Genomic DNA, 24,610 nt, shown 5'->3' with positions numbered 1-24,610 from the left:
TGTTGGGTTCGGAGGAAATAAGTCCTGCTGCATGATAATAGACGTCCGAGTAGGAGAGAAAGGAGTAAAAGTTAGGTTCATGCCGCATAGTTAGCCTCGCAAAAAGTGCACGGCCAGTCCTATCATTGTGCCTATTGATATAAGCAAAGTTAATAAGGTCAATGTGTTATGCCGATTGTATGCTTCTTCATGTTCCACGGACCACTTATTGAGAGCCCTTACCATCTCGTCAAGACCATCCACCTTTTGTTCCACAAGAGAAGGCTTAAGGATCTGAGATTTAATAACGACGAGCATATTCTGGACTTCAGCAGATTGCTTTGCCAGTTGCCCGAACTCTGGTTTAAGACTACTAGCTAGTCCTTGTACACTTTCTACTATTGCTTTGGAGTCAGGGGCATCAGTAGGGCGCAAGCCCTTTAATTGGAGTTGAACTGCCTGCAGCGTCTTCTGGACTTCAGATGTCTGGTTAGCAAGCTGTCCAAATTCCGGTTTCAGGCTGCCTGTCAACCCTTGCACACTTTTTGTTATAGCTTGGTAGTCGGGGGCATTGCTAGCATGGTGGCCCTGCAATAGTAGCTGTATCTCCTTCAGCAATTGCTGATTGCGAGCCAGCGTCGGCTGCATCTCAGCTACCGGCGCAAAGGGTTCCATTGCCTCTTGAAGGAATGTCGCCAGCTGCTGCGATGGGTAATAGGTAATGCCTTTCTGCACCAGTTGTCCCACCTCCTCGAGCGTCTTGCTCATGCGTTCCTGCCCCTCTGCTAGCGCAGTTGTTAGGTCTACGAATGGGTCGTGCCCATCTGAGTCGCTCGGCAGGGGACTAGTTGTTTCCGTCCGCAGCAGTTGCTGGACTTCTTCCAACTGCTGGCTCTGGTGCTCACTGCCGCATTCAATCTCTGCAGTTGTGCTGCCGTCTCGGTCGCTAAGCCTGGCTGGGGCAGCTTCTCCACGTAGTTGGTTAGCTGTTGGCTTAGGACGCTTTGCTGCTGCAATACTCGCTCGGCTGCTTCGATAGCTTTAGTAGCGGCCTGCTCTGAGAGCGTAAGGTGACTTACCGCCGAATTTAGCCGCTTCAACTCTTGCTCCAGGTCGGCGAATACCTCTTCAGCAGTAGCATTTACAGTATTGGTGTTATCTGATAACATGGGGTAGGGGCTGTGCTAAGTAGCGTATTGTGACAAAAATGTTTGGTTTAGTAGCCGGAGCTGTTCCAGCAGTTGGCTCGCCCGCCGCACCACTTCTGGTCTGGTGGGCGCTGGAGGGCCGACATCTGGAGTATCCTCCTGTACCCGCTGGCCTACCTCCAGCTCGCTCATCTGCCAGTCGCTGGCCGAGTCATAGGGGTGTTGAAAGGATGGACCGTCTTCCAGTGCTTTGTCGAGGCGGGCCTGCCATTGCTCGAAAGCCTGGGCATGGCCCCGTCTTCCCCGGATGTTACAGACATATCCAAGATGGCGGCGCAGCCGATGTGAAACCCGCCCGGGTGCCAACAGCGCTGACCGGATTCTGCCTACAAGCTGAAGCACCGTAGTTAGTCTTTCCAGTGCCTGGCGCTGCTCAAGTGCTGGCGCCCGAAACAGATAGGTGGCTTGGTTGGAGTTAGCAAACCGACTAGCCCATACAAAGACTATTTCTTCTTGTAGGACAATTGGATATAGCACCGTTTGCCGGGGTTGAAGTAATGCCCCTTCTAAATCTTCTATATCATCGTGGCCAATGTCCGGAGCTTCTTCGGCTTCCCCAAAGGCATCCCTTGGTTTATACTCTCGCTTAACGCGCGCTTCTTCAATAACTACTGCTTCTTGCCGAACACCGTCTGCCAGCTTAGTTAGGTACTCAGTTAGCTCATCATGCAGCACTTCATCTTGCGGATATGATACAGGATTACCGTTGGATCTTCCCTTTCCCTCTGGTGGCGTGAAAACCACAAGTGGACCTTGGTTCGGAGGATGGCGAATCAAAGCGGCCTCCAGGCCTTTAATTTGCAGCAGTTCTCGGCTTTGCACATCAACGTAGGCCAAAATTGGGCATCCAGCCCAAGGCTCGAGCAAGAGTTTCTCGTTCCACTCAACTTTCGCCTCAGGGTAGGCAAATGGCTGTGTATGCAGCTTATCAGCCAGTTCTATTTCTAGATACCCATCTTGCGGACAGAAGCAGTGCGCCAAGGATGCCCGATACACGCTGACCCCGTTCTCATTGCTCAACTGACGGCGACGCTTCGAATGCAACGCCTTTGTTAAGCTTAATTTCATGTAGGCATGTGCCGTAGACAGAAAGCTGCGCTGCTCTGCTGCGCGCAGACGGCCAAACCCGCGTCTAAAAGCGTAGTAGTTGAACGTTCTCTTTCGATTGATTTCGGGGCAGGTAAGCCACAGGCGCACCTTTACCACGGCAATACAGCGCAGCAATAGCTCATCTTCGAGCGCTTCCCAGGCTGTAACCCAGTCGGTTTTTAGCCCATAATACTCCTTTATTAAGCCAAATACGAAAGCAGCCTGAGGTTGACTTTCCTCCTCCCAGTACTGCAAAGCCAACCACTCCCAAATCTCGTCCTCATTGGGTGCAAAATCCTTGGGCAGCTCTGGCAGCAGTGGCTCGCGCTCGTACAGGATAGCTGTGGCAATCCGGTCTTCCATCTCGAAGTCACTCCAGTCTTTCGGAGGGGCCAGTGGGTGGCCATACATCCATAGCCATTCTAGTTCCTTATGGGTCAGTCTTTCGCTTAGCCAAGAGTTGATTCCTTGCAGCAACTCACGGTGGTTCCAGGATTCTGCACACGCACGGGTCATTTCCTGGAATTGTTTCTGTGAGCTTCCAGGCAGCGTGGCCATCCTTCGCCAGGCTATGATCACTGAATATGGTATGTGGGTTGCCACTGCCAAGCGCTGGAGGCTCAGGGAAGTGTCACTCATAGCCATCCGAGCGATTTCTTCCAGTGGAACAAGCGGAAAGTAGCCGAGAAGCTTAGCCTCCCAGAGCTGCAGCAGTTCAGCACCTGTTAAGTTAGGCGCGATATAATAAGCAACGGCCTCTTCAACGCTCGTGCGCTCCTCGCTCGCTTCTAGCTGATAGCTGCGATAAGCATGGTTTAAATCAAAGGATTCGCAACGTTGTAACAGGCGAGGCAGCCAACTCATTAGCTGCCGCAGGTCATGTGTGTACCGTTGACATAATACCCTTGCAAGTGCTACAATGCCCGCCACCTGTTTAGCCGCAGGAAGATGTCCTACCATTGAAGGGCTGGCTAGTACATCCACAAGCTGGGGCAAGAGGGTGGAAGGGATATTTGGCAGAAACTCCACTAGCTCTTGCAAGTGCCTTTGTGTGGCCCTTATGGCGACTGCCTGTTGCACGTCGCTCTGCGTCAGGCCAAGCTCAATAACCTGCCATTCAATTTCTATGGCCGCGCCGTCCAGCCACCAGCGGAGCTGCTGTTTTGAGTCTACCAGGGCTAGCAATGTGCTCAAAGTCTCTCTGAACTCCTCATGCTCGCCGAGCAATTTTGATAGCAGGACGGCGCAGTCCCTGATAAGTGCGGTCCGGTTATCATCTCCTTTGCTACCCTGATGCAATACCTGACAGTATTCCTGCAAAAGGGTGGGTGGACATTTGCTCAATAGCCTCCACTGCCGTTCCCGGGTTGAAGAGCCTATTTCCTCAACCAATAAGTCCAACGCGGGTGGCGGCAGCAAATCAGCTAACCACCATGCTATAGACTGGTCCCTGGAAAGAGAAGGTACTAGCTGTTCAAGTAGGTCAGCTTTCAACCGCCGAGCGGCAGGCTCGAGGTGTTGGTCATCAGCCAGCCGTTTCAGTGCTTGTTCAGCTAATGCAGATTCAGCGGCCAAGCGTCCAAATACTGCCGGTAGAATGGTCGGCAGGGAACCCGTCGCCAGTTTTTTGATAACACGTATAGCCGTTTCCGGTAAGCCGAAAGTTAACTGTTCTCTTAAAAGCTCATCTGTTGGTTGGCCTGTAAGTGCTTGCTCCCAAAAAACAAGCTGCTCTGCCGCCGGCAATTGTGAAATCACAGATTCCTGTAGCAGCCTTCTAGCCGCCTCAACGAAGTCCCCGTGGCGGTTTTGTAATTGCCTTAAGGCAGTTGATGTCCAGCTTAGTGGCAGTTCCTGCTCTAGCCAGCTTCGAAGGCTGCTCACTATAGCGGGTAAGTTCGGTAGCGAGATTTCCTGCCATACTTTTTCCAGGGTCTTATCTGTCATTTTAGGCAGTTGCACCTGCAAGACGGAAGTGTCAGGTTCTACGCCCACGCCCTCGAGCCACCAGCGCACTTGTTTTTCGGCCGGTAGGTAAATACTGAGCTCCCTTAGCTTTTCAACCGCAGTTCTTGCCCATCTATGGTAGGTATTGCTATGGTAGGGCTGCTGTGAGTACTGGTTGTACCCCCATGGTCGCGAAGTAGCTGCCTTTTTCCTTTTGCCATTCAGATACCGCAGCAGGCTCAAAAACAGGGGTAGGGCTGCTTCCCGAGCGTAATGCTTTTTCTACCTCTTCTACCAAGGCATCCACAGCGCCCACGAGGACGCAATATCTTTCAAGGTGACTCTCGTAATAAGATGAGCCATAGTGAACCAGCCGAGAAGCCACGTGAGCCGCTGGAATGTCGGATACAATATTTTGCTCCCACCAGCCAACGAGCCTGGCCATTGGTTACACGGTGCTGTATACTTTCCAATAGCTGGATGCGCTGCGAAGCCTCAAGTGCCGCATATAAGATTGGAAACATGTCACGTAGCTTCTCTTGCGGAGCTCGGGTCAATGTTCCCTGGCAGATTTCTAGCACATTTCCTTCCTGCTTGCACCGACGCAAAAGTTGCTGAATGCTTAGCTGGTTAGCTTTTGTAAGCCGGCTCAAGAGCATTTCCACTAAGTCGGATGGTAAAGGGGCCTGCACTGCCAACCCCTCCAGCCATAAATCAACATCGTATGGCTTTACGATGCGTAGCTGGCTCAAAAAATCAGCAGTAAAGATGGCGGCTCCCTTCTGTACACTTAATCGGTAGAGCTTCAGGATTTCCTGGCTAGCCCCTGCCGTGGATATTGGAGCAATTTTCTCCAGCCGTAACGGCACATACTGTTGTAATATTTCGACGGATAAGCCGCTAGGGTCAAAGGCCCCGTCCAGAGTCAGCTCTTCTAGCAAGCAGGAGAGCGTTAAGCAGCCTTCGTATCCATAGCTTCGCATCGCTTTCACCCATTCGGGTGTCGCTTCTATCATTCTCGCAAATCCGGTTCTAGTGTAGGCGTTTCGAAGCTGTAAGAGGCTTATTAGGTGCAGGCTTTGTGGTTCTTGCTCTATTTTCCCTAAGTCCCTTATCTCGGCCTCTATCTCCTTTTGCTTTCCTAAAGCTTCTTCAGGTGCACACTGTAAGGCCTGAGCTAACAAAGTCGCCCGCTCTCCTTTCACAATTTGCACTTCCAAGGCTTCAGGAGCACCCGATTGCAAAGAGCGGTTATTTATCCGTACCAGGAGCGGCGTATTCACGGCAGCCCTGCTGGCCGTTGTTTGGGCAATAGTCAGGTAGACGGTCGGTGCAAAGCGGGTTGTCACGACCCCACGTGCGGTAACCAGCGCAGGTAGCCAGCGGAGGGGAGGTACGGCTGCAACACTTTGTTTAGAATATTGGCGAATACCCTTAGCTACGCTTTGATTAGCATTCAGCTCAAATGCCACTTCAGTACCTGCTTGGGGTGGCACTTGCTCAAATCCCCATAGTCCGTCGGCGTAAAACCGGTAATGTGCGCCATTTTGTCCTCTAAGAAAGCCGCTCCGGTCGGCATGTACTTTAGTGATAATGCCGGTAAGCATAGCTGCAGTTAATAGGGTAGAGGTAGGGGCAAAAGCGTGTTAAGAAATTCGGTTCTTGTGCCGTGAGTAGGCAAAGTGCTAATCCGAAAAAGGCAGTCGATTGCCACGACCGGAGGGAGCCGTCAAAGCATGTTATCACTGCAATATTTGACTGCCTTAGCCGTAGGCGGCGTCTAAGCTATGGCATTATCATTGCCTCCAAATTGCTGACTAATATTCTTAAAGTGCTCTATTAGTCAATTGGCAGATAATGAGCTATTAGAAGAGATGCAAGGTCAAAAATATTATTACCTCGTCTGTTCATCCTTGCTGTGTGGATTCCAAACCACTACCTTTCACGCCCTTTTCTACCACCTTTTCTGCGTCCATGTCTATCGACTCTATATCTACCGCACCTGTCGATAATCCCATCCTCAATAACCCCTACGACGAGCCGCGCAAAGCCTACCAGATGGCGCCTGACGGCAGCCTCGACTACAGCGTAATAAAAGCCGGCCGTCGGCCCTATACCGCCGACGCCCAGATTCTGCCTAAGAAGGTCGGCCGGCAGAAGGAGCTTTACGACGTCTCCGACCTTCCCGCCACTCAGGACCACCTCATCAACCGCCTCCGCAAGGAGGTCGGCCAGTGGCGCCTCGACGGCTACCCCCACACCACCCGTGTCACCCGCGAGTTGCTTACCTTCTGGTTTGAGAACCCCGAGCGCCTCGTTACCCAGCGTCTATTCTTTGCCCAGCGCGAGGCCCTCGAGACTGCTGTCTGGCTCAACGAGGTAGCCCCCAGCCGTGCCGAGAACCGCGGCACCAGCCTGCTGGCTGAGCTAGCCGCCGCCTGGCAGGTGAGCAATGACCCCGACTTCAACCTGCCCCGCCTGGCCTTCAAGATGGCCACCGGTACCGGTAAGACGGTCGTCATGGCCATGCTCACGCTCTACCACTACTTCAACCGTCAGGAGTACCGCCAAGACACTCGCTTCGCCGATTACTTCCTTTTCGTCACCCCCGGCGTCACCATCCGCGACCGCCTCGGTGTGCTCTACGTCGACACCCAGGCCCACAACGCCACCGACGCCAAGGACTACTACCGCCAGCGCGGCCTGGTGCCGCCTCACCTGCACCAGCGCCTAGCGGGCCTCAACGCTCGCCTGGTTCTCACCAACTACCACGCCTTCGAGCCCAAGCAGGCTGCAGGGGAACAAGCGCAGCCCGTTCGACGGCAAGAAAGACTCCGTCACCGGTAAGAAGGTCGAAGCCAAGGAGGACTTCGGCCAGGTCATCCGTCGCCTGCTCAGCGGCTTCCGCGCCGGTAGCCGCCTCTTAGTGCTTAACGACGAGGCCCACCACTGCTACCTCCCCAAGTCGAAGACCACCAAGTCCGAAGACGGCACCGACATCAAGGAAGAGAATGAGCGGGCTGCGGTCTGGTACAACGGCCTCGTCGAGATTGGCCGACGCTTCAAGCTCCAGCAGGTCTACGACCTCTCCGCCACGCCCTATTACCTCAGCGGCTCTGGCTACCCGCCCTACAGCCTCTTCGGGTGGGTCTGCTCCGACTTCGGCCTCATCGAGGCCATCGAGAGCGGCCTGGTCAAGATTCCCTACTTACCCGAGTCCGACGACACCCAGGAGCTGCACGAGGCCAAGCTGCGCGATATCTACGCCCATGTCAAAGATGAGCTGCCGCGCCGCGGTGCCCGCACCCAGAAGCTAGAAGGCAAGCCCGAGCTACCCACACTGGTCAAGACAGCCCTGCACCAGTTCTATGAGCACTACGAGAAGGAGTTCCACCGCCTGGGCGGCCTCTTCTCCACGCCCCCGTGCTCATCCTGGTCTGCAACAACACCAACGTCTCCTCCGAGGTGTTCAAATACATCGCCGGCTACGAGAACACCACAGCGGAAGGGGAGTCCTTCATCGAGCCGGGCCAGTTTGAGCTGCTCACCAATTTCGACCGCGTCACCCGCCTACCCCGTCAGAAGCCGCCCACGCTCATCATTGACTCCAGTGCCCTCGATAGCTCCGACCAGGTCGACGAGCAGTTCAAGCGGGTTTTCGGCCCCGAGATTGAGCGCTTCAAGCAGGACTACCGCATCATGCACCCCGGCCGCTCAGTCGAGAATCTCACGGATGCCGACCTGCTCCGTGAAGTGGTAAACACCGTCGGGAAGACCGGTGCCATGGGCTCCCACGTGCGCTGTGTAGTGAGCGTGAGCATGCTCACCGAGGGTTGGGATGCCAACACCGTCACCCACATCATGGGCCTGCGCGCTTTCGGCTCCCAGCCTGCTCTGCGAGCAGGTAGCCGGCCGGGCCCTGCGCCGCCAGTCCTATAACCTGGTCGGCTACGACAAGGAGGGCCAGCCCACCAAGGACAAGCGCCGCATCGTCGAGTACAAGTTTCCGCCCGAGTACGCCCACATCATCGGTGTGCCCTTCAAGCTCTTCCGCAAAGGTGCCATCACCCCGCCCGAGCCGCCCAAGCCGCTCACCCAGGTGCGCGCGCTGCCCGAGCGCCAGGCCGAGCTTGAGATTCGCTTCCCCATGGTGCAGGGCTACCGCCTCGAGACCGGCGGCGACGTGCTAAATACCGACTTCTCCAACGTCACTCCCTTCGTGGTCGAAGGCGACCGCCTGCCCACCCGTACCCGCATGAGCTCGGCCTTTACCGAGACGCAGCAGGAGCTCAACCTCGACAGCGTCCGCAGCGTCCGGCTGCAGCAGCTAGAGTACTACTACACCCGCCTGCTGCTGGCCGGCTACCTCGCGGACTCCGAGGGCAAGCCGCGCACCTATTGGTTCGGCCCCGTGCGCGAGGCAGTAGGAGAGTGGCTGCGCACCCGCGTCACCTGCCGCGGCGGCGCCTTCCCGGGCATGCTGCTGTTCTACGACGACGTGGCCGTGCTAGAGCACATCAGCCGCGGCATCCGCGTCGACCCCCGTAGCACCGACCAGATTCGTCCAGTCTTCTCGCGCTACAACGATGCCGTAGGCTCCACTGCCGGGGTGCGTGGCGCCACTAGCCGCGACGTGTACCCCACCACCAAGAGCCACGTCAACTACGTGGTGATGGACAGCGACTGGGAGGGCATTGCCGCCAAGGAGCTAGAGGGCCTCGAAGCCATGACCGAGGTCGAGGCCTACGTCAAAAACGACTTCATGGGCTTCAGCATCCCCTACGTCAGCAAGGGCAAGCAGCGCCTCTACTTTCCCGACTTCATTGTTCGCTGCCGCTTCCCCAATGGCCAGCGCGTCAACATTGTGCTCGAGATTAGCGGCAGCGCCGAAGCCAAGAACGACAAGCGCTGGTATGTGCAGGAGCGCTGGCTTCCTGCTGTCAACAGCGTGGCTGCCCAGCTTGGGCTCGACCCCTGGCACTTCGCCGAGGTGGCCAATGACATCCGCGGCATCCGCCAGCAGTTGCGCGCCACCCTCGACGAGTTGGAATTTGAGTACGCTGGCATTGTCGATTCCGTCAGCATCTCCCTCTAGCCAACCCATCTCTTTCATTAAGCTTCCCGCTGCCAGCCCGCGCCACCTAGCCGCCGCGAGTTGGCAGGCATATCCTCTCTGCGGAGAGGGACCCGAGAATAAGGCCCTACCATCATGTCCGATTCATACATCCGCTCCACCACTCATTCCGACACCCGTGCCCACATCCCTTCCCAGGAGGAGGCCGGCTACGAGCGAGGTAACGCCAAGGTCAAGGATAAGCAGCAGACCGACCTACCGCTTAATCCAGTCACAACCCGGGGCCAGGACCCGGAGTTGTTTTGGCTCAATAAGTACGGTAAGGATGGCCTGCAGGAGCGTCTTTCCATTGATATCCGCTCTCTCTACCGCCACGAGCACATTGTGCCCGAGAACCTTATCAAAGGGCTCTATCGCACTGCGGCACCCGCTTCGGGTCAGATGTCTCTCAATGACCTTTTTGGCAATGCCCTGGAGCGTGATGAGCTAAGCAAAACGAGTGAATATTACCAGCACCCGCCCGATGGCTGGACCAACCGCTTAATACAGGGTGACTCTGAGTTGGTTATGGCTTCCCTGCTCGAGCGCGAGGGCATGGCTGGTAGTGTACAGTGCCTTTATTTCGACCCGCCTTATGGCATCAAATACGGCTCGAACTGGCAAATCCGTCTTAATAATCGAGATGTAAAAGACGGCAACGATGAAGGTCTTAGCGGAGAGCCAGAGCAAATTAAGGCATTTCGCGATACATGGGAACTAGGTATACATAGTTACCTTACCTACTTACGAGAGCGACTTCTACTCGCTAAAGAATTACTCACTGAGAGTGGTTCTTGCTTTGTTCAAATTTCTGATGAAAATGTACATCTAGTGAGGAATTTAATGGATGAGGTTTTTGGAAGCGAAAATTTTGTAAGTCAAATCACTTTCACAAAAACGTCAAGTCAAACAGTTGTTCTTCTAGCAGGAACAGCGATTACATCATTTGGTATGCTAAAAATAAATCGGCAATAAAGTACAGGCCTTTGTATAAGACAAAATCGTTTGGTGAAGCAGGGTCAGATAAATATGACCAAGTAGAATTGCCAAATGGTGAGCGGAGGGCTCTCAAACGTGAAGAGAAACAGGATTCTACTTTATTGCCAAGCGGTTCAAAAATTTACAGGCTAGACAATTTGTTAAGCCAAAGTGAAGGAAGACAAAAAGGAGAGGGCGCAGCCTGTTGGTTTCCTGTTGAAATTAATGGTAAAAGCTTCTTGCCAAATGAGCGGAGTAGGTGGAAAACTAATGAGCAAGGTATTGCTAATTTGATTAAAGGAAAGCGTATCCAAGCTCTGAAAAATAGTTTGGGTTATGTGAGATTCATTGATGATTTTCCTGCTATTCTACTTGCCAACGTATGGACAGATATTGGTGGTATACAGAGTAGAAGTGATTCTAAAGTCTATAATGTTCAGACTGCAACTGAAGCTATCAAAAGATGTATTTTGATGACTTCAGACCCTGGCGACTTGATTCTAGACCCTACCTGTGGCAGCGGCACTTCCGCCTATGTTGCCGAACAATGGGGCCGGCGCTGGATTACGATTGATACCTCTCGTATTGCTCTCAATATTGCTAAGACTCGCATAATGACTGCCGTTTTTCCGGCATACAAAAGAGTCTCAGACAATGACATCCGTCAGGGCTTTTTTTATAAGAAGGTTCCGCATATTACACTCAGAAGTATCGCAACTGGTGAGCCTGCCGAAGAGGAAACCCTTTACGACCAGCCTGAGCTTGACAAAGAAAAAGTGCGTGTTGCAGGTCCTTTTACTGTCGAAACTCTTCAGGGTCTTGACCCTGTAGCCCCATCTGCTGCGAACAGTAGCTCTGCCGCTACAGACCCAGACGACCAGTTCGAGGAGCGTATTTTCGACCACCTCCGTTCCGCTGGTATCAAGAACGGCGATGCCACTGAGCGCGCTACCTTCCGCCGCGTTGAGGCCATCTCCTCTGAGGGCTACCTGCACGCTGAAGGCTTCTACGTAGCCGAAGGTGGCGAGCGGAAAGCCTACCTCCACATCGGTCCCAAGTTCGGTGCCATTAGCCGTCAGGCTCTGAACGGTGCTATCAAGGAGTGCCGCCAGCGCGGCGATGCCGATTGGCTCGTCGTCCTCGGCTTCCAGTTTGATACCGACGTGCAGGGTGGCCAGCAGTCCACCAGCCTCGGCCAGTTCCGCGTAGACATCGTCCGCATGCACGACGACCTCATGCAGGCCGGCCTCATCAAGAGCGACAAGAAGGCTGCCTCCTTCGTCACCATCGGCGAGCCCGACATCGCCCTCGTCGACGCGGAAGGTAAAGACCTCATCAAGCCCCAGCCCGGCCAAAGCGCCCACATCGAAGTCCGCGGCATGGACCTTTACGACCCCATTCGCGACGAGGTAAAAGCCCGCAACATCAACGACATCGCCTACTGGATGGTCGACGACGACTACGACGGCTCCAACTTCGTGGTCCAGCAAGTATTCTTCTGCGGCGGCGAGGAGACCGAGTTCGACAAGTGGAAGCGCGGCCTCAGCGACCTAGCCAAGCTCAGCACCAAGAAGCGCGCCGAGCACACCCTACGCATCGAGCTAGACGAAGAAGCCTTCGACGAGCTCTACGGCTTCCGCTCCCGTCCCATCAAGCTCACCCGCCCCGGCCAGCAGATTGCCGTCCGCGTCATCAGCCAGTTCGGCGAAGAGTCCACCCGCGTGGTGAAAATATAAAAGCTTAATTCAACTTCTTATGAAGAAGCAGTTTCGACTAGAATACATTCTTTTTAAAGAATCGGATGAGTTTGACAGGGTGTTTTATAACTTCCTGCTAAATGATGACTATGATAAGCACAAGCCTTATTCAACTTTAGTTATTGGCCCAAATGGGACTGGCAAAAGCAGGCTGTTGAAAGCTTTGATAGAAATTTTTAACGACTTATACAATCATAAGACTAATAGTGAAGCCACTAAGTCACATTATACATATGATTTAGCGTATTCCATTGGGGGTAAAAGTATAGTTGTTACATATGACGGATTTGGTTATCTGCTCAATATAAATGGTGACTTTGTCGACTTTAGTCACATAGAATTGCCTGATAAAGGAATAGCGGCAGCATATTCACTATATGAAAAATTCACCCCTAAGAATTCATCAAAAATAGATGGTAGAGGCGGTAGGTATGATAATGAGTTTTATGAATATCTGGGCGTTAAAACGAATAATAACTATGCCTTTTCTTCAACTAACATTACAAATTCAATCGATTTAATTACTGAAGCTGTTTCAGTAAATGGCTTCGATAAAGATTTGTTCGAAGTGTTTAAAGTTCTTGGATTTAACCCAACTCTCAAAATAGAATACGAAGTTAAAAAATTTAAAAGGTTATTCTCAGGCAATATTGATGTTTCTGAACTCAGGAATAGATTGTCTGATTTTAATTTTAGAAATTCCGGATTCTCTTATTCGAGCATCGTTAAGCTTCTGGAGCTTAACGATAATGAGTTATATCCTGTAGTTGAAAGTATTAATTTTATTTCAAAATATTTATACAAAAATAGAAAGTTTGTATTTGAAGTTATTTTTGATGGAAGTGCTAATTATCTAGAATATAATGACTTCTACAAGCATTTGTCGCAACTTAGAAGAGTTAAATTCCTATCGTATGGTAAAATTGGTGTATCCAAAAGAAACAACCAAGTATTCAAAGGTGATGACCCGGAATTGAATTCAATGAGTTCTGGAGAAATACACTTGCTTACCTCGTTTTTATCATTGGCTTCTGTAGTTAAAGATAGTTCCTTGATTCTTATTGATGAGCCTGAGATTAGCCTACATCCTAACTGGCAGATTCGATATATGGACTTGCTAAATACGATTTTTCGGCACTCCTCTGGATGTCATTTTATTATAGCTACACACTCTCACTTCTTAGCATCTGATTTGCTGCCTGATGCTTCAGCAATTCTTTCGCTTAGAGCAGACAGAGAAGGAAAAATAATTCCGGAAACAATCCCTTCAGCATATGGCCTTTCTGCTGAGAATGTGTTGTACAATATTTTTGGTGTTGTGACTACAAGAAATCTTAGTTTTGAACTAGATGTCAAGGAGTTGTTGAGATTAGTAAGAGCTGAAAGTAAAGATTATGATGCAATGAGGACGCTTGTCAATAAATTTAGAAAGTTTCAACTCTCCACTGCGGATCCTCTATTGGTACTCATAAAGGATGTCGAAAAATATTTGCAGAATTCATGATATTAATTAAGTTCGAGCAAATCGAGGAAGTATTCGAATACACTCCTGCCCAAGACGAATTCATTGCTAAGATTCCTTTGGATTATAAAGATGCATGGGATGGAAACTTCGAAGACTTAGTACTCTCTAATGTACTAAGGAGAGGTTCTGCTTCATTCAGAGATAAAATGAAGGACGATATAAAAAATAAGCTTACCAATATCCAGGGCAATTACTGTATCTATTGCGGGATAACATTTAGATTAGTAGGGATTTCTGAGAGAGAGCATATTGCTGATAAAGCAACCTATCCTCAGTTTGTTTTTAAAAACCAAAACCTTGCATTGGCTTGTCACTATTGTAACGGGTTTGCCAAAAAAGGTACTCAAAACACAGTTGCGGAATTGCATGATGAATATGATAAGTGTAAGTTCTTAATTGTGCATCCATATCTTGACGATATTCATAAACATATTGAATTTATTTCAAAGGAGTATAAGGTGCTTATGAGACCTAAAGATGGTTCTGTAAAGGGGGCTAATACAATTGAAATGTTTGGTTTGATGGACCCCGAACAGACAGTCTTGCGTGGCGCGTTATACTTAAAAAATAAAAAAAATGATGAGTTGCAACCCGATTCTTTAGAGTTTGCAGAAGAGATAATGATAGTAGGAAAAAGGTTTTAATTCGTCAATCTAGCTTCTGCTTTCTAGTGTATTTGTGTTTCCATGGTGTAAAGTCAATGCTGGCAAAATCTACAGCATATGGACTGGTTCAAATCAGAGATAAACCTAGTTCCAACGCCAAGACGCAGTCCAAATTATTGGAATACAATTTGTGATTTGATTATAAATAAAATAACCATAACTCTCTCACTTCTCAACTTTATGGCCACCAAAATCTACAGCGACAAAATTTTTGTTAAGAACCTACTCCAGATGTGGTTCCGAATCCCCAGCTACCAGCGAGCCTACGTCTGGGGTAAGGACCAGGTCTATGAACTCCTTGATGACCTGTCTTTCGCTCTGAACGAGAACCCCGCCGATGAGTATTTCTTGGGCTCTATTGTCCTCCGCAAGCAGACGGAGAAGAAGCTCGACTACGAGGAGTATGAGGTGCTCGACGGTCAGCAGCGCCTTACCACCCTATTGCTACTGTTGGCGGTAATTCGTGACCAATCCACCGAAGCCGAAATTATTGCCGCCTGCCAAGGCTGTATTTGCCAGGAAGGAAACAAGATTCTAAACACCCCCGGTCGCTTTCGTCTCGATTCTGACCGCGGCAGCCGCGTACAGCAGTTCTTTAAAGACCATGTCGAGAAGCCGGGCGGAACCCTCGACCAGCAGCTTAAGCAGAAGTGGGATGTAGAGAAAGAGGACAAATCAGCCCGCAACATGGCGATGGCTGTGCTTCAGATACAGGCGTACTTCGGCGAAAATCCCGACCTCAAGCTGGATGCCTTAACTGCCTTCCTGCTCAATCAGGTGCTGCTCATCTACGTCGCCACCGAAGATATGAGTGATGCCTTCCGTCTATTCACCATCCTCAACGACCGCGGCATGCCGCTTCGCAATAGCGACATCCTCAAGGCGCAGAACCTAGGAAAGGTGAAGGAAGACAAAAAAGCTATGTACGCCAAGGATTGGGAAGAGATGGAGAGCGAGCTAGGCGATGACGTTGACCGCTTCCTTGCCTATGTCCGCACTATTCTAGTGAAAGACAAGGCCCGCCATAACCTAATTACCGAGTACAAGACCAAGGTATTTGCGCCCAATTTGATAGAGGAAGGCCAGCCCTTTTTGGATTTGCTAGCCGAATACTTCAGCCATTACCAGTTCTTGCTCATTAATAAGCACGGCGGCACTCCTGAGCGTCGCCAGGCTCGACAATCTAATTGCCCTCATGCGCGAGGGGCTGCCTGGTACCGACTGGGTTCCGCCGCTGCTGGCCTACTATCATAAGTTCAAGACGGAAGGCCTACTTACTTTCCTCACCCTCCTTGATAATAAGGTTTCTGCCGACCTGATGACGGGCCTGGCCCCCACCAGCCGCATGGAGAATATGAACACCATTCTCAAAGCCATTGAGAATGCCGCTTCGTCTTCTGTTGTCAACCAAGACCAGTCCTTGTTTGCGGTCAATAAAGGCGACCTGCAATGGGTGCTGAATGGCAAGATGTACGGCCGTCGGTTCACTAAGTACGCGCTTCTCAAGCTCAGCTACCTCAAGCTTGACCACTCCCTGACGTCTCTTGACGTCAGCAGTGCCATTACCGTTGAGCACATCTTACCTCAAAACCCCGAGAACGACAGCCAGTGGACCAAGGATTTCACGCCCGAGCAGCGCGAGAGCTTAGTACATACCCTAGGTAATTTGGTGCTGCTAGGCCGGGGCAAAAACGCCTCGCTGGGCCGTCAAGACTTTATTAATAAGGCCGGCAAGTATTTCAAAGGCTTTCTGAGCGTGTCGCCCCATATGGAGAACGTCCTGCATAACAAGCACTCTTGGCTTCCAAAGGACATCACCGACAATCAGCAGCGTGCCGTTGATGAGTTGCTGGCCTGCTACTGCCCTAATTAGAGACAGCTGCTGGTGTATCTCTCCTCACAGGACATCTCCGTGGGGAGAGCACCGTCGCTTAAAGGTTGTAAAGGAGGGTTTGCAGGAAATTATAGCTGACACTATGGTTGATTTTTCTACAGTAGACATTGAGTTTAAGATTACGACCTGGATACTACCATCCTTTAGGCTTTTGGGAGGCCCAGACAGGTCAGAGTGCAAGATTGAATGGGTGAGAGCTACAGCATTTAAATCGCTAAGCTTCGCTAGTCAAGACCATCTTCCCTTTCGGCACTACCATGTAGCCCTCGATGAGTCCAGCATCGAGGCGTTCTATGCCGAGGTGACACAGGCTGGTGCTTGTGAGATATAAGAACATCAGCAAGGTGCAGGTAAGTGTGCGCTCTAAGAATAAGTCGTCTCAAATTAGAGATACCAAGCTAGTAAAAGTGCTTGGGGGTACCATTATCGATATTCCTGAGCTACCTCACCCCCGCATTCCATCAACGCTGCCCAACCGCGAGGCCATTATTCGGGCCCAAAAGTCTGGCCGGCTTCGCGATTATCTCTGTCTCAGCAAGGCTTGGTTTCCAGCTAGTCAAATACCAAGCTACGAGTATGCGCTCTCAGAGTATGTAGGAAATACTGGCCGGTCAGAGTCAGAGCGCTGCAAGGGCCAAGAGTTAAAGTGTCTGGTCCGCTTTGAAGACAGCAGCTTGGATAAGATAGACTACGTGTTTACAGCTCCTCCGAAGCTTAGCTACCAATCAGAGATGGGCGTTAGCTATGACTTTTACCTCATTACCAAGCAGGTGGAGGCGGAGCTAGAAGCAGATTTTAAGAGGCTTGCCATAAAGCATCCCGGCTTTCTTCAGATAGACTTGCTTATCAACCTATTTGATGATTCTCTAATTACAACGCTTAAAAACCTGCGTTCAGAGAATGATTGCTTCTCTAGGAAGTCTGGTTTGAGGTTTCGCTACGATTATTTAAGTAGCGGACAGATGGTAGCTAAAAGCGACTATGGCCATCTGCTATATCATTGCTCGAGCGAGTTGGCTTTAGGTCTGCCAAACAAGGATAAGACTGACAGTTCTCTTGATATGTGCTTCGAGAGAGAGGAGGTGCTACGCAGAGGCTTTACTCATGGACCCGTTTCTTATAGCTACAGCCGCAAGATAGAGTACTGTGAAAGCCGCGCTGACTTATTTATTGATAATAGGTCGAAGAAGTATGTTTCGCGCTAAAGTCCAATCATGAGCGCCTTCTATTGATAGGGCCGCGTTCAATTAAAACTAAAAAACGGGTCAAGCTACCTTTTGCTTAGCTTTTCCAAATTCAAATCTCTCCATGGCATACAAGTGCGCTAATTGCGCCAAAAGCTACGCTCAGCCCACGGCTGACTATTTCTGCACCGTCTGCGGCTACGATGGCCTATTGATTGATGATGCCGTCGACACAAAGCTCGAAGAGGGGGAGGTGACCGCGAGATTGGTCTCTGCATCCTACTGATGGATGCCTCCGGCTCCATGGAGCAGCCCGCCTTTTCCGGTAGCCCCCTCAGCAAGCTGCGCCTGGTGGCCAACAGCGCTGCTCAGGGCATCTTCGACCTGCAGCAGATGGGTAAGGCCGACGATGCTTATATCTGCGCCATGCTGTTCGACAACAACATCAAGCAGATTTTCTTCAAGAGCGTGAAGGAGTTGCTGGAAGAGAATGATTTTGAGGTAAAGCGCTTCGCCGACTATCTCTACGGCGAGCTTTCCCAGATGGGTGGTCTCACCGACATCAACGGCGCCCTGCAGGCTGCCAACTCATTCGCCAAGTCGTTTACTGAGCGTACAATCCCTAACCTGCAAGGCTATACGCCTCTAGAACACGTCGTGCTGACCAAAGCAGGCCAGAGCCGTGTGGTACCCAACGTGCGCGTTCTGCTCTACACCGACGGCGTGCAGTACCTCAAGGGGGAGTGACGCGTTGGTCAGCCCATTCAAGGAGTGGGAGACCGATATACTGATGGGTGCCTTCTTTGGTGATAGCTCCGAAGCAGGTTGTAATGAGCTGCGCGGCATTCTCAGCAAGTGTCCCAACCACGACTTCGAGCAGTTCTTCCTACTAGACCAGCCTTCGAAGGTGGCCAACCTTCGCAAGCTCTTCCGCATGGCCTCCGGCGCCTCCGGCTTCTGCCCTCTCTGCATCCCTAAGGAGTAATGCCACTATTTGAGTTGTCTACACTATATCCCATGGTTAAGCCTAGTCTTTACTTCTTTGCCGGCGCTTCCTCTGCATTGGCCGCATTCTCGGTTGTGGTAAGAAAAAGAGATAAGCGCCGTGAGGAGGCTCGTCAGGCCGATGCTTTACTCAAGCGTCGCGCGCGGGAAGAGAAGCAAAGACTTGCTGCTATAACCGATGCAATAGAGCCCCCGGTATCTGGCTTACAGCCAAGGGCCGAGCTGCTGGTAAGCGCGGGGCCGCGCAAAAGCACCCGCGAGACTGAGCTAGGAGAGGACGTCGCTGGCACCGTGGTTACCACCCAGCGCATCATCTTTTGGGTGCTCGATGGTACTAGCGACACAGTCGTCATACCAGGCGAGCAGGGCCGCGACCTGTTCTCTTCCCGGCTGTTCTGCCTAGCTATTAGCGCAGCTCTCCACCAGTTGGCCCATAAGCATACTGATGCCCACAAGCTAGCCGAAGCTGCGTTTGATGAAGCCAAGCAGCAACTGCAGCGCCAGCTTGAGCAGCACCAAGCCGCCTTTCAACGCTTCGGTCAGTCTGAGCCTGCGGAGACGCCTCACTGGGATGTGTCCACTACCATGCTGCTAGGTATTCTCTCGGCCTCTGGTGAGTTGGATATTTTCCGAGTCGGCGACTCCAAGGCCATCTGCTTCAGCCTCGATAAGCAAGTTGTTCCTACCGTCATCGACCAAAAGCCCGCCAGCATCGGGCTCGGCCGCATCCACGCTCGCTTGCTCCGTGGTGAAGCATTTACACTGGACCTATTTACCCCCGACCGCCCCGAGCAGCTACACCGTGGTCAAGCCAGCGGGGTAAGCCAGGTCATTGCCTTCTCCGACGGCGTCGGCCATAGCACTGAGCAGTACATGCGCCGCATGCTTGCCCAGCGTACCTACGCGCAGTTTCGCAACGAGCTAGTTCGCACTCCCAACAAGACCTTCGACGATAAGACTTTAGTGCTGGCCGGCTTCGAGCCCATGTAATGAACGTAACGATTCAGGGCGTAACAGTTGCCTATTACCCCGACTATTCACCCACCAGCCAGCTTTGGAAGGTGCATCTGCGCGACGCATTTCGCATAGTAACGCTGGCTGGTACCGAGTGCTTTGTCAAGCGCTTTGCCAGCAAGCCCCGCGCCTGGAGCTTCATGGTTGACAGCAAGGATAAGAAGCAGACTGGGCTGCCAACCATCTACGAGGCCAAGTCGGCTACCGAGGATGGAAAGCGAGTTTATTACCTCATCCTAGAGAAGATAGAGGGCGATACCTTGCACGACCTCATGAAGAGCAAGACAGGGGGAAGGCCAGCGTAAGCCTGATGGCCCGCGCCCTTGCAACTGCTTTTCGCATCGTTCATGCTCAGGGCTACTGGCACGCAGACTTCTGCGCCAAGAATATTATGGTGTCCACCAGCGGCCGGCGCTTCGTCATGATTGACCTCGACAGCCTCGAGCCCGTCGCGACAAGGCCAACTCCTACGCCTAACGAGCCTGGCTACCTCCCTGACCAGGAGTTGGCGATGTACGCTCTCACCTACGTTCAGTCTTATGTAGAAGCGTCTACAAAAAGCTACGGTGCTATTTCGGGGCCCGCTCTCAACCTCTTGCAGGCTGGTGTTCCTACTCGATAAGGTCATCTATTTCACTGAGACGCTAAAGCCTGACGGTAAGAAGTTCCGCGACCTCATTGCTTTCAAGGAGTTGCCTCACATTGTCCACCAGCATCTGGGGGCTTATACCGACCGACTCGCTAGGCGCATTCTCGACCAGTCAGCCGATAGCGAGATGGTCATTACCCAGCCCACATTCTTTCAAAAGGAGCTACCCAAGAGGGGACAGACAATTCCGCAGCCGCTATCTCTGGCTGATTTGGCAGATGCTGATGTGCCCCTTCAAAAATCTCAACCTTCGGCTAAGCTACTCTTCTTTCGTGCCACTCGTCATGCAGTGCTGCCCGGGCAGTCTACTCAGCTTAGCTGGAAGGTAGAAGGTGCCGCTAGCGTAGAGATAGCGGGGCTGGGTACTCGTCCTGCCGAGGGTAGCTATCTCATCCTTCATAGCCCTGCTCTAGTAGGTGAGCAGGTGTATGTTCTCACCGCTGCCGGCGGCACCGTAAAGCAGACGCTGAAGGTCGATTTCTTTATCCCGCCGCCACTAACCGCGCCTTCGCTACCTCTTCCTCCCCCACGCCAGTGGTAGCTATCGGCTTTTTTACAGCTAGTAGGTATACCGTCAATGCTGGTGAGAGCACAAGGGTATCGTGGTCTGTTACAGGAGCCAGCCAGGTGCATATCACCAACATTGGCACCGTTCCAGCCATTGGCAGCCACACAGTTGCTGCTGATTTATTAAGCGGCCAAGTAGAGTTTGTGCTTACTGCCAGTAGTCCGGTAGTGAAGAAAAGCATTCTCGTCAATTTTCCACCCAAGACTACAGTAGCTACACCTTCCTCGTGGCCTACAGCTCCCAGTCGAACAGCAGCCAGCACTACCGCGGCGAATGCTAGCCCTGCGTTTATGCCCCCTATAGCGCCGCCATCTACACAGCCGGCTGCTAGGGTACCTGCTGTGCCTGGCGCTAGCTCCAGTAGAGTTGCTGCTTTAACAGCCCTTGCTGCCAAGACGTCTACAGCATCTTCCCCGCAGACCAGCACATCTTCAAGTAGCGGCGTGTGGGTAGCTATTCTAGGGCTTTGCCTACTATTAGGTGGCTGGGCTTGGTCCTCAAGTTGGAAATCGTTCACTCCTAATCAGCTTAGGGGCCTGCAGCAATTCGACAAGGAACAATACGACAGCAGCTTCGTGAATCTGATTGAGTTCCGTGACGATACCAGCCATCACTTCGCTACCCAGTACAACCTTGCCTATATGTATGATAACGGCAAGGGAGCTATAGTAAATGATAGGCTTGCTTTTGAATTATATAGCGAGTGCCTGAAATCAAGCACGCCAGAAGTTGTTTCCAAATCCCTGTACGCATTGGGCTGGTGCTATCTATTAGGGGAAGGCTGCACTCGCGATACCGCTCTAGCCATTAATAATTTTGGCTTTGCAGCAAGTCAATTTAACAATATTCAGGCAAGAGTCCAGTACGAAAGGCTTCGCAAAGAATCGCCCACAGCGGTAAGTGAGTCTAATACGCAAAAGACAGAGCCCCCAATGCTTCCAGCGTCTCTATCTCCTAGCGCTATTATCGAGTCAGTAGCTGCTGACCCAATGATAACAAGAGTAACGGTTGATGCTGAAGAGAGTGTTATTAACCGTGTTGTACAGCTTAGTAATTGTACTAGAGTTGACTTTACATGCAAAAAAAGGCAAGACAGCTACATCTACCTACCAGGCTCCTGGCCAGCCTGAGGCTCCATATATTGAATGGGCCAATTTGCGTTACAAGCTCATAAAAACTAGCGGAATTGGAAATGCATATGGTGTAACCTATGCTCGAGCAGGTAAGCCTCGCTATTTCTCTGCCTTTTTTGAAAAGATTCCTTCTGGAGCGACAGAGATTAACATTAAAGATGGGGGAGATGGTGCCTGGGCTTTTTATGGCATCAAACTCAGCTTTGAGATTTGGAAATAGTTTGCACTGCTACTCAACCATTAATATTGGACCTAATAAAACGGTGTCCTCGTCATCAGTGTCGAACCTCACGCCTGTTGCTTTAGTGACAGCTGTCATTGCGTTAAGATTTATATCGCCTTCACTGTCAAATACCGAGTAGGCAACGTAGCCTGGCCCACATGCTAAAACATCTACCAGTTCAGGTGCGCAGCCTAGCAGCGCTGATACTCGCTTTGGTATCTTCGCAAGGCCCGTTGCGGGGTCAGGTAAGCTTAGATCTTCGGTAGATATATCCAGTGGCGGCTGGCTGGGCAGATATAGCGTTGCCTTCATAGTATCCGAGTTTTTATGGCGCAAAGCTCGCACAATTACGCCAGCTAGCTTTTCTAGACTATTTACTCAGTCTACCCATTTTCCCAGACCCCGCTTATGCAGAAATTCATAGTTGATAAGAAGGATGACTACTCCGCGCACTTCAAGTATTGTGCGCAGCATCGCCTGCCATTCGTTCGCATCATCCACGCCCTCAAGTACTCCAAGGTAGAGTTCGACGTTTCTGAGATGTTAGTTCTAAAGGGTCTGCCTGGCGAGTTGCCTTCCGAATTCATCATCAGCCTCTACCGCCACTATACACGGTTCACCGGACTTCCCAATGACAAGTTCTCCTGTGCTGGCGGGTCCAACAACTTAATCTTTACCGTTTACCGGGAGCATGCCGAGCCCTTTGCATCCCAGCTATACGACTACTTGCTAAAGTTTGTCACCAGTCAGCAGAGGTAGTCGCTGTTTGCTTCTTGTCTAGCTGTGGATAATGTATTTGGCGAACAGTTAGGGCAATGCAGGCTAGCTGATGCCAGCATTAAGCTGAAGTGTTTGTCCGCTTGCCTTCGTCAGAGTAGCTTTGTAAGTAGGGCTACTGCTCTAAAATCATTAGCATAAAGCGAAGGCTACAGCGAAGGCTTGCAAGAGAAAGGCACCAGTGGCGATAAAGTTCAGAGTTCCAGAGAGCGGCTACCCCATGCCCAAGTCCCAAGCCGTCACCAAGACGATGCAGGGAAACAAGGCGAAGGACTCAAAGCCCGAGCTTCTGCTCAGAAAAGCACTCTGGAAGGCTGGTGTCCGAGGGTATCGACTGCATTCGAAAGACCTGCCAGGTAAGCCGGACTTGGTATTTACCGCCAAAAAGCTGGTTGTGTTTGTGCATGGCTGCTACTGGCATAGCTGTCCCATCTGCGCCATCGCTCGTCCCCGCCACAATGCCTCCTACTGGAATGAGAAGCTCGCCGGCAACACCCGCCGGGATGTCCTTAATGCCGAGCGCCTGGCCGAGCTAGGCTGGCGGGTGCATACCGTTTGGGAGTGCCAGACCAAGTCTTCTATGGAAGAGGCAGTATTACAGATTCAGAGACTTATAGCTACCAGCAGCTAACATAGAATGAGATTACGATTTATTGATTTATTCGCCGGGCTGGGCGGCTTCCATGTGGGGCTAGAGCAGCTAGGGATGGAGTGTGTCTTTGCATCCGAGCTAAGCAAAGAGCTACAGGCGCTATATCGTCATAACTACGGCTTGGCCGATGAGCTTGTCAGGGGGATATCCGGGAGGTCAATGTGCACGATATTCCGGCCCATGACATGCTCTGCGCTGGCTTTCCCTGCCAGCCGTTCTCCAAGGCAGGAGCCCAGGCCGGAATGAAGGATGAGGTGCGCGGCAATCTCTTCAATGAGATTATGCGAATCGTTAAGCACCACCAGCCCACCTACCTGCTGCTTGAGAACGTAGCCAATCTACTTAAGCACGACAAGCAGAATACATGGCGGGTAATCAAAGCCGCCCTCGAAGATGCGGGCTACGAGGTAGACCATAAAATTCTCTCGCCTCACCAGTTTGGCGTACCACAGCTTCGGCAGCGAATGTTCATTGTTGCTGCTCGACGCACCAATGGCGGGCTAAGCGAGTTTGTGTGGCCCGAGACAGAGAGTCAAGCCAATATGTCGGTGCACAGCATACTGGACGACACCCCCGATGAGACCCGAGCGCTTACGGACCGTGAGATAGAGGCCATAGCCGTATGGCAGGAGTTCTTGGACTGCTTGCCCGAAGACGCGCCGCTTCCTTCCTTCCCAATCTGGGCCACCGAGTACAAGGCCACTTATCCTTTCGAGACGGAGGTCCCTGGCATGCTGAAGCGCAAAGAGCTAGGCAGGTATAAAGGTGTATTTGGAAAGAAGCTAAACGGGAAAAAAGCTAAGCAGCATAAGCGAATACCAACCTACGCCCGCGGGGAGGCTGCTTTCCCAAAGTGGAAGCAGCAGTTCATCGCAAGCAACCGGGCCTTCTTCGAGCGCTACAGGCACGAGCTAAAGCCAGTTATGAAGAAGATTCGGAAGCTGCCTTTCAGCTGGCAGAAGTTTGAGTGGAACTGCAAGGGCGCCCCCGGCATCTTGACCAGCTAATCTTTCAATTCCGTCCATCCGGCATCCGAGTGAAGCGTCCAACTTATTTTCCGGCGCTGGTCTCTTCAACAACAACTCAGATACCTGCTATTGGCTGGCTAAATCGATACATATCTGCCGAGGAAGGTGCGAGGCTTCAGTCATTAGGAGGCATTGACTTGCCTTCAAGTAATACCGCCGCGTTCCGAGCCTCGGTAATGCTGTTAATGCCGAAGTTGTTAGGCAAGTCGCTAGCTGCCTGAT

Annotated in this window: 23 protein-coding genes and 2 pseudogenes; 20 read left to right on the top strand and 5 right to left on the bottom strand. The window is 51.7% G+C overall.

The genetic code is table 11. From position 1 onward, the window contains the following. Positions 1–90 precede the first annotated feature (90 nt). From ACFQT0_RS17935 to ACFQT0_RS17925, 3 genes are all read right to left on the bottom strand, one after another. On the bottom strand, positions 91–864 hold the full coding sequence (locus ACFQT0_RS17935; protein WP_380204535.1) for a hypothetical protein: 774 nt from the start codon (positions 862–864) through the stop codon (positions 91–93). A gap of 299 nt (positions 865–1,163) precedes the next feature. Continuing rightward, complete coding sequence (locus ACFQT0_RS17930) at positions 1,164–4,466, bottom strand: hypothetical protein (RefSeq protein WP_380204534.1); 3,303 nt, start codon at positions 4,464–4,466, stop codon at positions 1,164–1,166. An 89-nt stretch (positions 4,467–4,555) separates the two neighbouring features. Next, positions 4,556–5,830 (bottom strand): hypothetical protein, encoded by a 1,275-nt coding sequence (locus ACFQT0_RS17925; protein ID WP_380204533.1) that lies wholly within the window; start codon positions 5,828–5,830, stop codon positions 4,556–4,558. Between the two features lie 367 nt (positions 5,831–6,197). Here ACFQT0_RS17925 and ACFQT0_RS17920 point away from each other — a divergent pair. Both ACFQT0_RS17920 and ACFQT0_RS17915 read left to right on the top strand, forming a co-directional pair. After that, positions 6,198–9,318, top strand: a pseudogene (locus tag ACFQT0_RS17920) (BPTD_3080 family restriction endonuclease). A gap of 114 nt (positions 9,319–9,432) precedes the next feature. Further along, positions 9,433–10,859: pseudogene (locus ACFQT0_RS17915) on the top strand (site-specific DNA-methyltransferase); the annotation flags it as partial. 102 nt (positions 10,860–10,961) lie between these two features. On the opposite strand, the gene ACFQT0_RS17910 reads toward ACFQT0_RS17915, so the two are convergent. After that, positions 10,962–11,540, bottom strand: coding sequence for a hypothetical protein (locus ACFQT0_RS17910; protein WP_380206180.1), 579 nt, complete (start codon positions 11,538–11,540; stop codon positions 10,962–10,964). On the opposite strand from ACFQT0_RS17910, the gene ACFQT0_RS17905 reads away from it, so the two are divergent. The 12 genes from ACFQT0_RS17905 to ACFQT0_RS17850 all read left to right on the top strand — a co-directional run bounded on the left by ACFQT0_RS17905 (position 11,535) and on the right by ACFQT0_RS17850 (position 20,548). Beyond that, complete coding sequence (locus ACFQT0_RS17905) at positions 11,535–12,050, top strand: hypothetical protein (protein WP_380206179.1); 516 nt, start codon at positions 11,535–11,537, stop codon at positions 12,048–12,050. The genes ACFQT0_RS17910 and ACFQT0_RS17905 overlap by 6 nt on opposite strands. Positions 12,051–12,069: 19 nt before the next feature. After that, positions 12,070–13,575 (top strand): AAA family ATPase, encoded by a 1,506-nt coding sequence (locus tag ACFQT0_RS17900; RefSeq protein WP_380204532.1) that lies wholly within the window; start codon positions 12,070–12,072, stop codon positions 13,573–13,575. Further along, positions 13,572–14,240: a hypothetical protein gene (locus ACFQT0_RS17895; RefSeq protein ID WP_380204531.1), complete on the top strand. Its 669-nt coding sequence runs from the start codon at positions 13,572–13,574 to the stop codon at positions 14,238–14,240. Before ACFQT0_RS17900 ends, ACFQT0_RS17895 begins: the two co-directional genes overlap by 4 nt. A 201-nt stretch (positions 14,241–14,441) precedes the next feature. Next, positions 14,442–15,515 carry a DUF262 domain-containing protein gene (locus tag ACFQT0_RS17890; protein ID WP_380204530.1) on the top strand — a complete coding sequence of 358 codons (1,074 nt, stop codon included), beginning with the start codon at positions 14,442–14,444 and terminating at the stop codon, positions 15,513–15,515. Further along, positions 15,457–16,134, top strand: coding sequence for an HNH endonuclease family protein (locus ACFQT0_RS17885; protein ID WP_380204529.1), 678 nt, complete (start codon positions 15,457–15,459; stop codon positions 16,132–16,134). Before ACFQT0_RS17890 ends, ACFQT0_RS17885 begins: the two co-directional genes overlap by 59 nt. Positions 16,135–16,475: 341 nt before the next feature. Further along, positions 16,476–17,360 carry a hypothetical protein gene (locus tag ACFQT0_RS17880; protein ID WP_380204528.1) on the top strand — a complete coding sequence of 295 codons (885 nt, stop codon included), beginning with the start codon at positions 16,476–16,478 and terminating at the stop codon, positions 17,358–17,360. 264 nt (positions 17,361–17,624) lie between these two features. Beyond that, positions 17,625–18,086, top strand: a complete 462-nt coding sequence (locus ACFQT0_RS17875; protein ID WP_380204527.1) for a hypothetical protein — start codon at positions 17,625–17,627, stop codon at positions 18,084–18,086. A gap of 43 nt (positions 18,087–18,129) precedes the next feature. Continuing rightward, positions 18,130–18,324, top strand: a complete 195-nt coding sequence (locus ACFQT0_RS17870; RefSeq protein ID WP_380204526.1) for a hypothetical protein — start codon at positions 18,130–18,132, stop codon at positions 18,322–18,324. 32 nt (positions 18,325–18,356) lie between these two features. After that, positions 18,357–19,334 carry a protein phosphatase 2C domain-containing protein gene (locus ACFQT0_RS17865; protein WP_380204525.1) on the top strand — a complete coding sequence of 326 codons (978 nt, stop codon included), beginning with the start codon at positions 18,357–18,359 and terminating at the stop codon, positions 19,332–19,334. After that, positions 19,334–19,663 (top strand): hypothetical protein, encoded by a 330-nt coding sequence (locus tag ACFQT0_RS17860; RefSeq protein WP_380204524.1) that lies wholly within the window; start codon positions 19,334–19,336, stop codon positions 19,661–19,663. The genes ACFQT0_RS17865 and ACFQT0_RS17860 overlap by 1 nt, the downstream gene beginning before the upstream one ends. A gap of 5 nt (positions 19,664–19,668) precedes the next feature. Continuing rightward, positions 19,669–19,980, top strand: coding sequence for a lipopolysaccharide kinase InaA family protein (locus ACFQT0_RS17855; protein ID WP_380204523.1), 312 nt, complete (start codon positions 19,669–19,671; stop codon positions 19,978–19,980). Continuing rightward, positions 19,964–20,548 carry a hypothetical protein gene (locus ACFQT0_RS17850; RefSeq protein WP_380204522.1) on the top strand — a complete coding sequence of 195 codons (585 nt, stop codon included), beginning with the start codon at positions 19,964–19,966 and terminating at the stop codon, positions 20,546–20,548. The genes ACFQT0_RS17855 and ACFQT0_RS17850 overlap by 17 nt, the downstream gene beginning before the upstream one ends. Here ACFQT0_RS17850 and ACFQT0_RS17845 read toward each other — a convergent pair. Beyond that, on the bottom strand, positions 20,490–21,092 hold the full coding sequence (locus ACFQT0_RS17845) for a hypothetical protein (RefSeq protein WP_380206178.1): 603 nt from the start codon (positions 21,090–21,092) through the stop codon (positions 20,490–20,492). The genes ACFQT0_RS17850 and ACFQT0_RS17845 overlap by 59 nt on opposite strands. Here ACFQT0_RS17845 and ACFQT0_RS17840 point away from each other — a divergent pair. From ACFQT0_RS17840 to ACFQT0_RS17815, 6 genes are all read left to right on the top strand, one after another. Further along, complete coding sequence (locus ACFQT0_RS17840; RefSeq protein WP_380204521.1) at positions 21,019–21,705, top strand: tetratricopeptide repeat protein; 687 nt, start codon at positions 21,019–21,021, stop codon at positions 21,703–21,705. The genes ACFQT0_RS17845 and ACFQT0_RS17840 overlap by 74 nt on opposite strands. Continuing rightward, on the top strand, positions 21,599–21,928 hold the full coding sequence (locus ACFQT0_RS17835) for a hypothetical protein (protein WP_380206177.1): 330 nt from the start codon (positions 21,599–21,601) through the stop codon (positions 21,926–21,928). The genes ACFQT0_RS17840 and ACFQT0_RS17835 overlap by 107 nt, the downstream gene beginning before the upstream one ends. A 411-nt stretch (positions 21,929–22,339) precedes the next feature. Then, a complete protein-coding gene (locus ACFQT0_RS17830; RefSeq protein WP_380204520.1) occupies positions 22,340–22,690 on the top strand; it encodes a hypothetical protein in 351 nt (116 codons plus the stop codon). Positions 22,691–22,928: 238 nt separating this feature from the next. Beyond that, positions 22,929–23,339, top strand: a complete 411-nt coding sequence (locus tag ACFQT0_RS17825; protein ID WP_380204519.1) for a very short patch repair endonuclease — start codon at positions 22,929–22,931, stop codon at positions 23,337–23,339. Positions 23,340–23,345: 6 nt separating this feature from the next. After that, a complete protein-coding gene (locus tag ACFQT0_RS17820) occupies positions 23,346–23,606 on the top strand; it encodes a DNA cytosine methyltransferase (RefSeq protein WP_380204518.1) in 261 nt (86 codons plus the stop codon). Further along, positions 23,507–24,367, top strand: coding sequence for a DNA cytosine methyltransferase (locus tag ACFQT0_RS17815; protein ID WP_380206069.1), 861 nt, complete (start codon positions 23,507–23,509; stop codon positions 24,365–24,367). Before ACFQT0_RS17820 ends, ACFQT0_RS17815 begins: the two co-directional genes overlap by 100 nt. Positions 24,368–24,610 lie beyond the last annotated feature (243 nt).

It is taken from the genome of Hymenobacter humi (assembly GCF_042665855.1).
In the GTDB taxonomy this organism is placed as follows: domain Bacteria; phylum Bacteroidota; class Bacteroidia; order Cytophagales; family Hymenobacteraceae; genus Hymenobacter; species Hymenobacter humi.
This window is presented reverse-complemented; position numbering and strand designations above follow the sequence as displayed.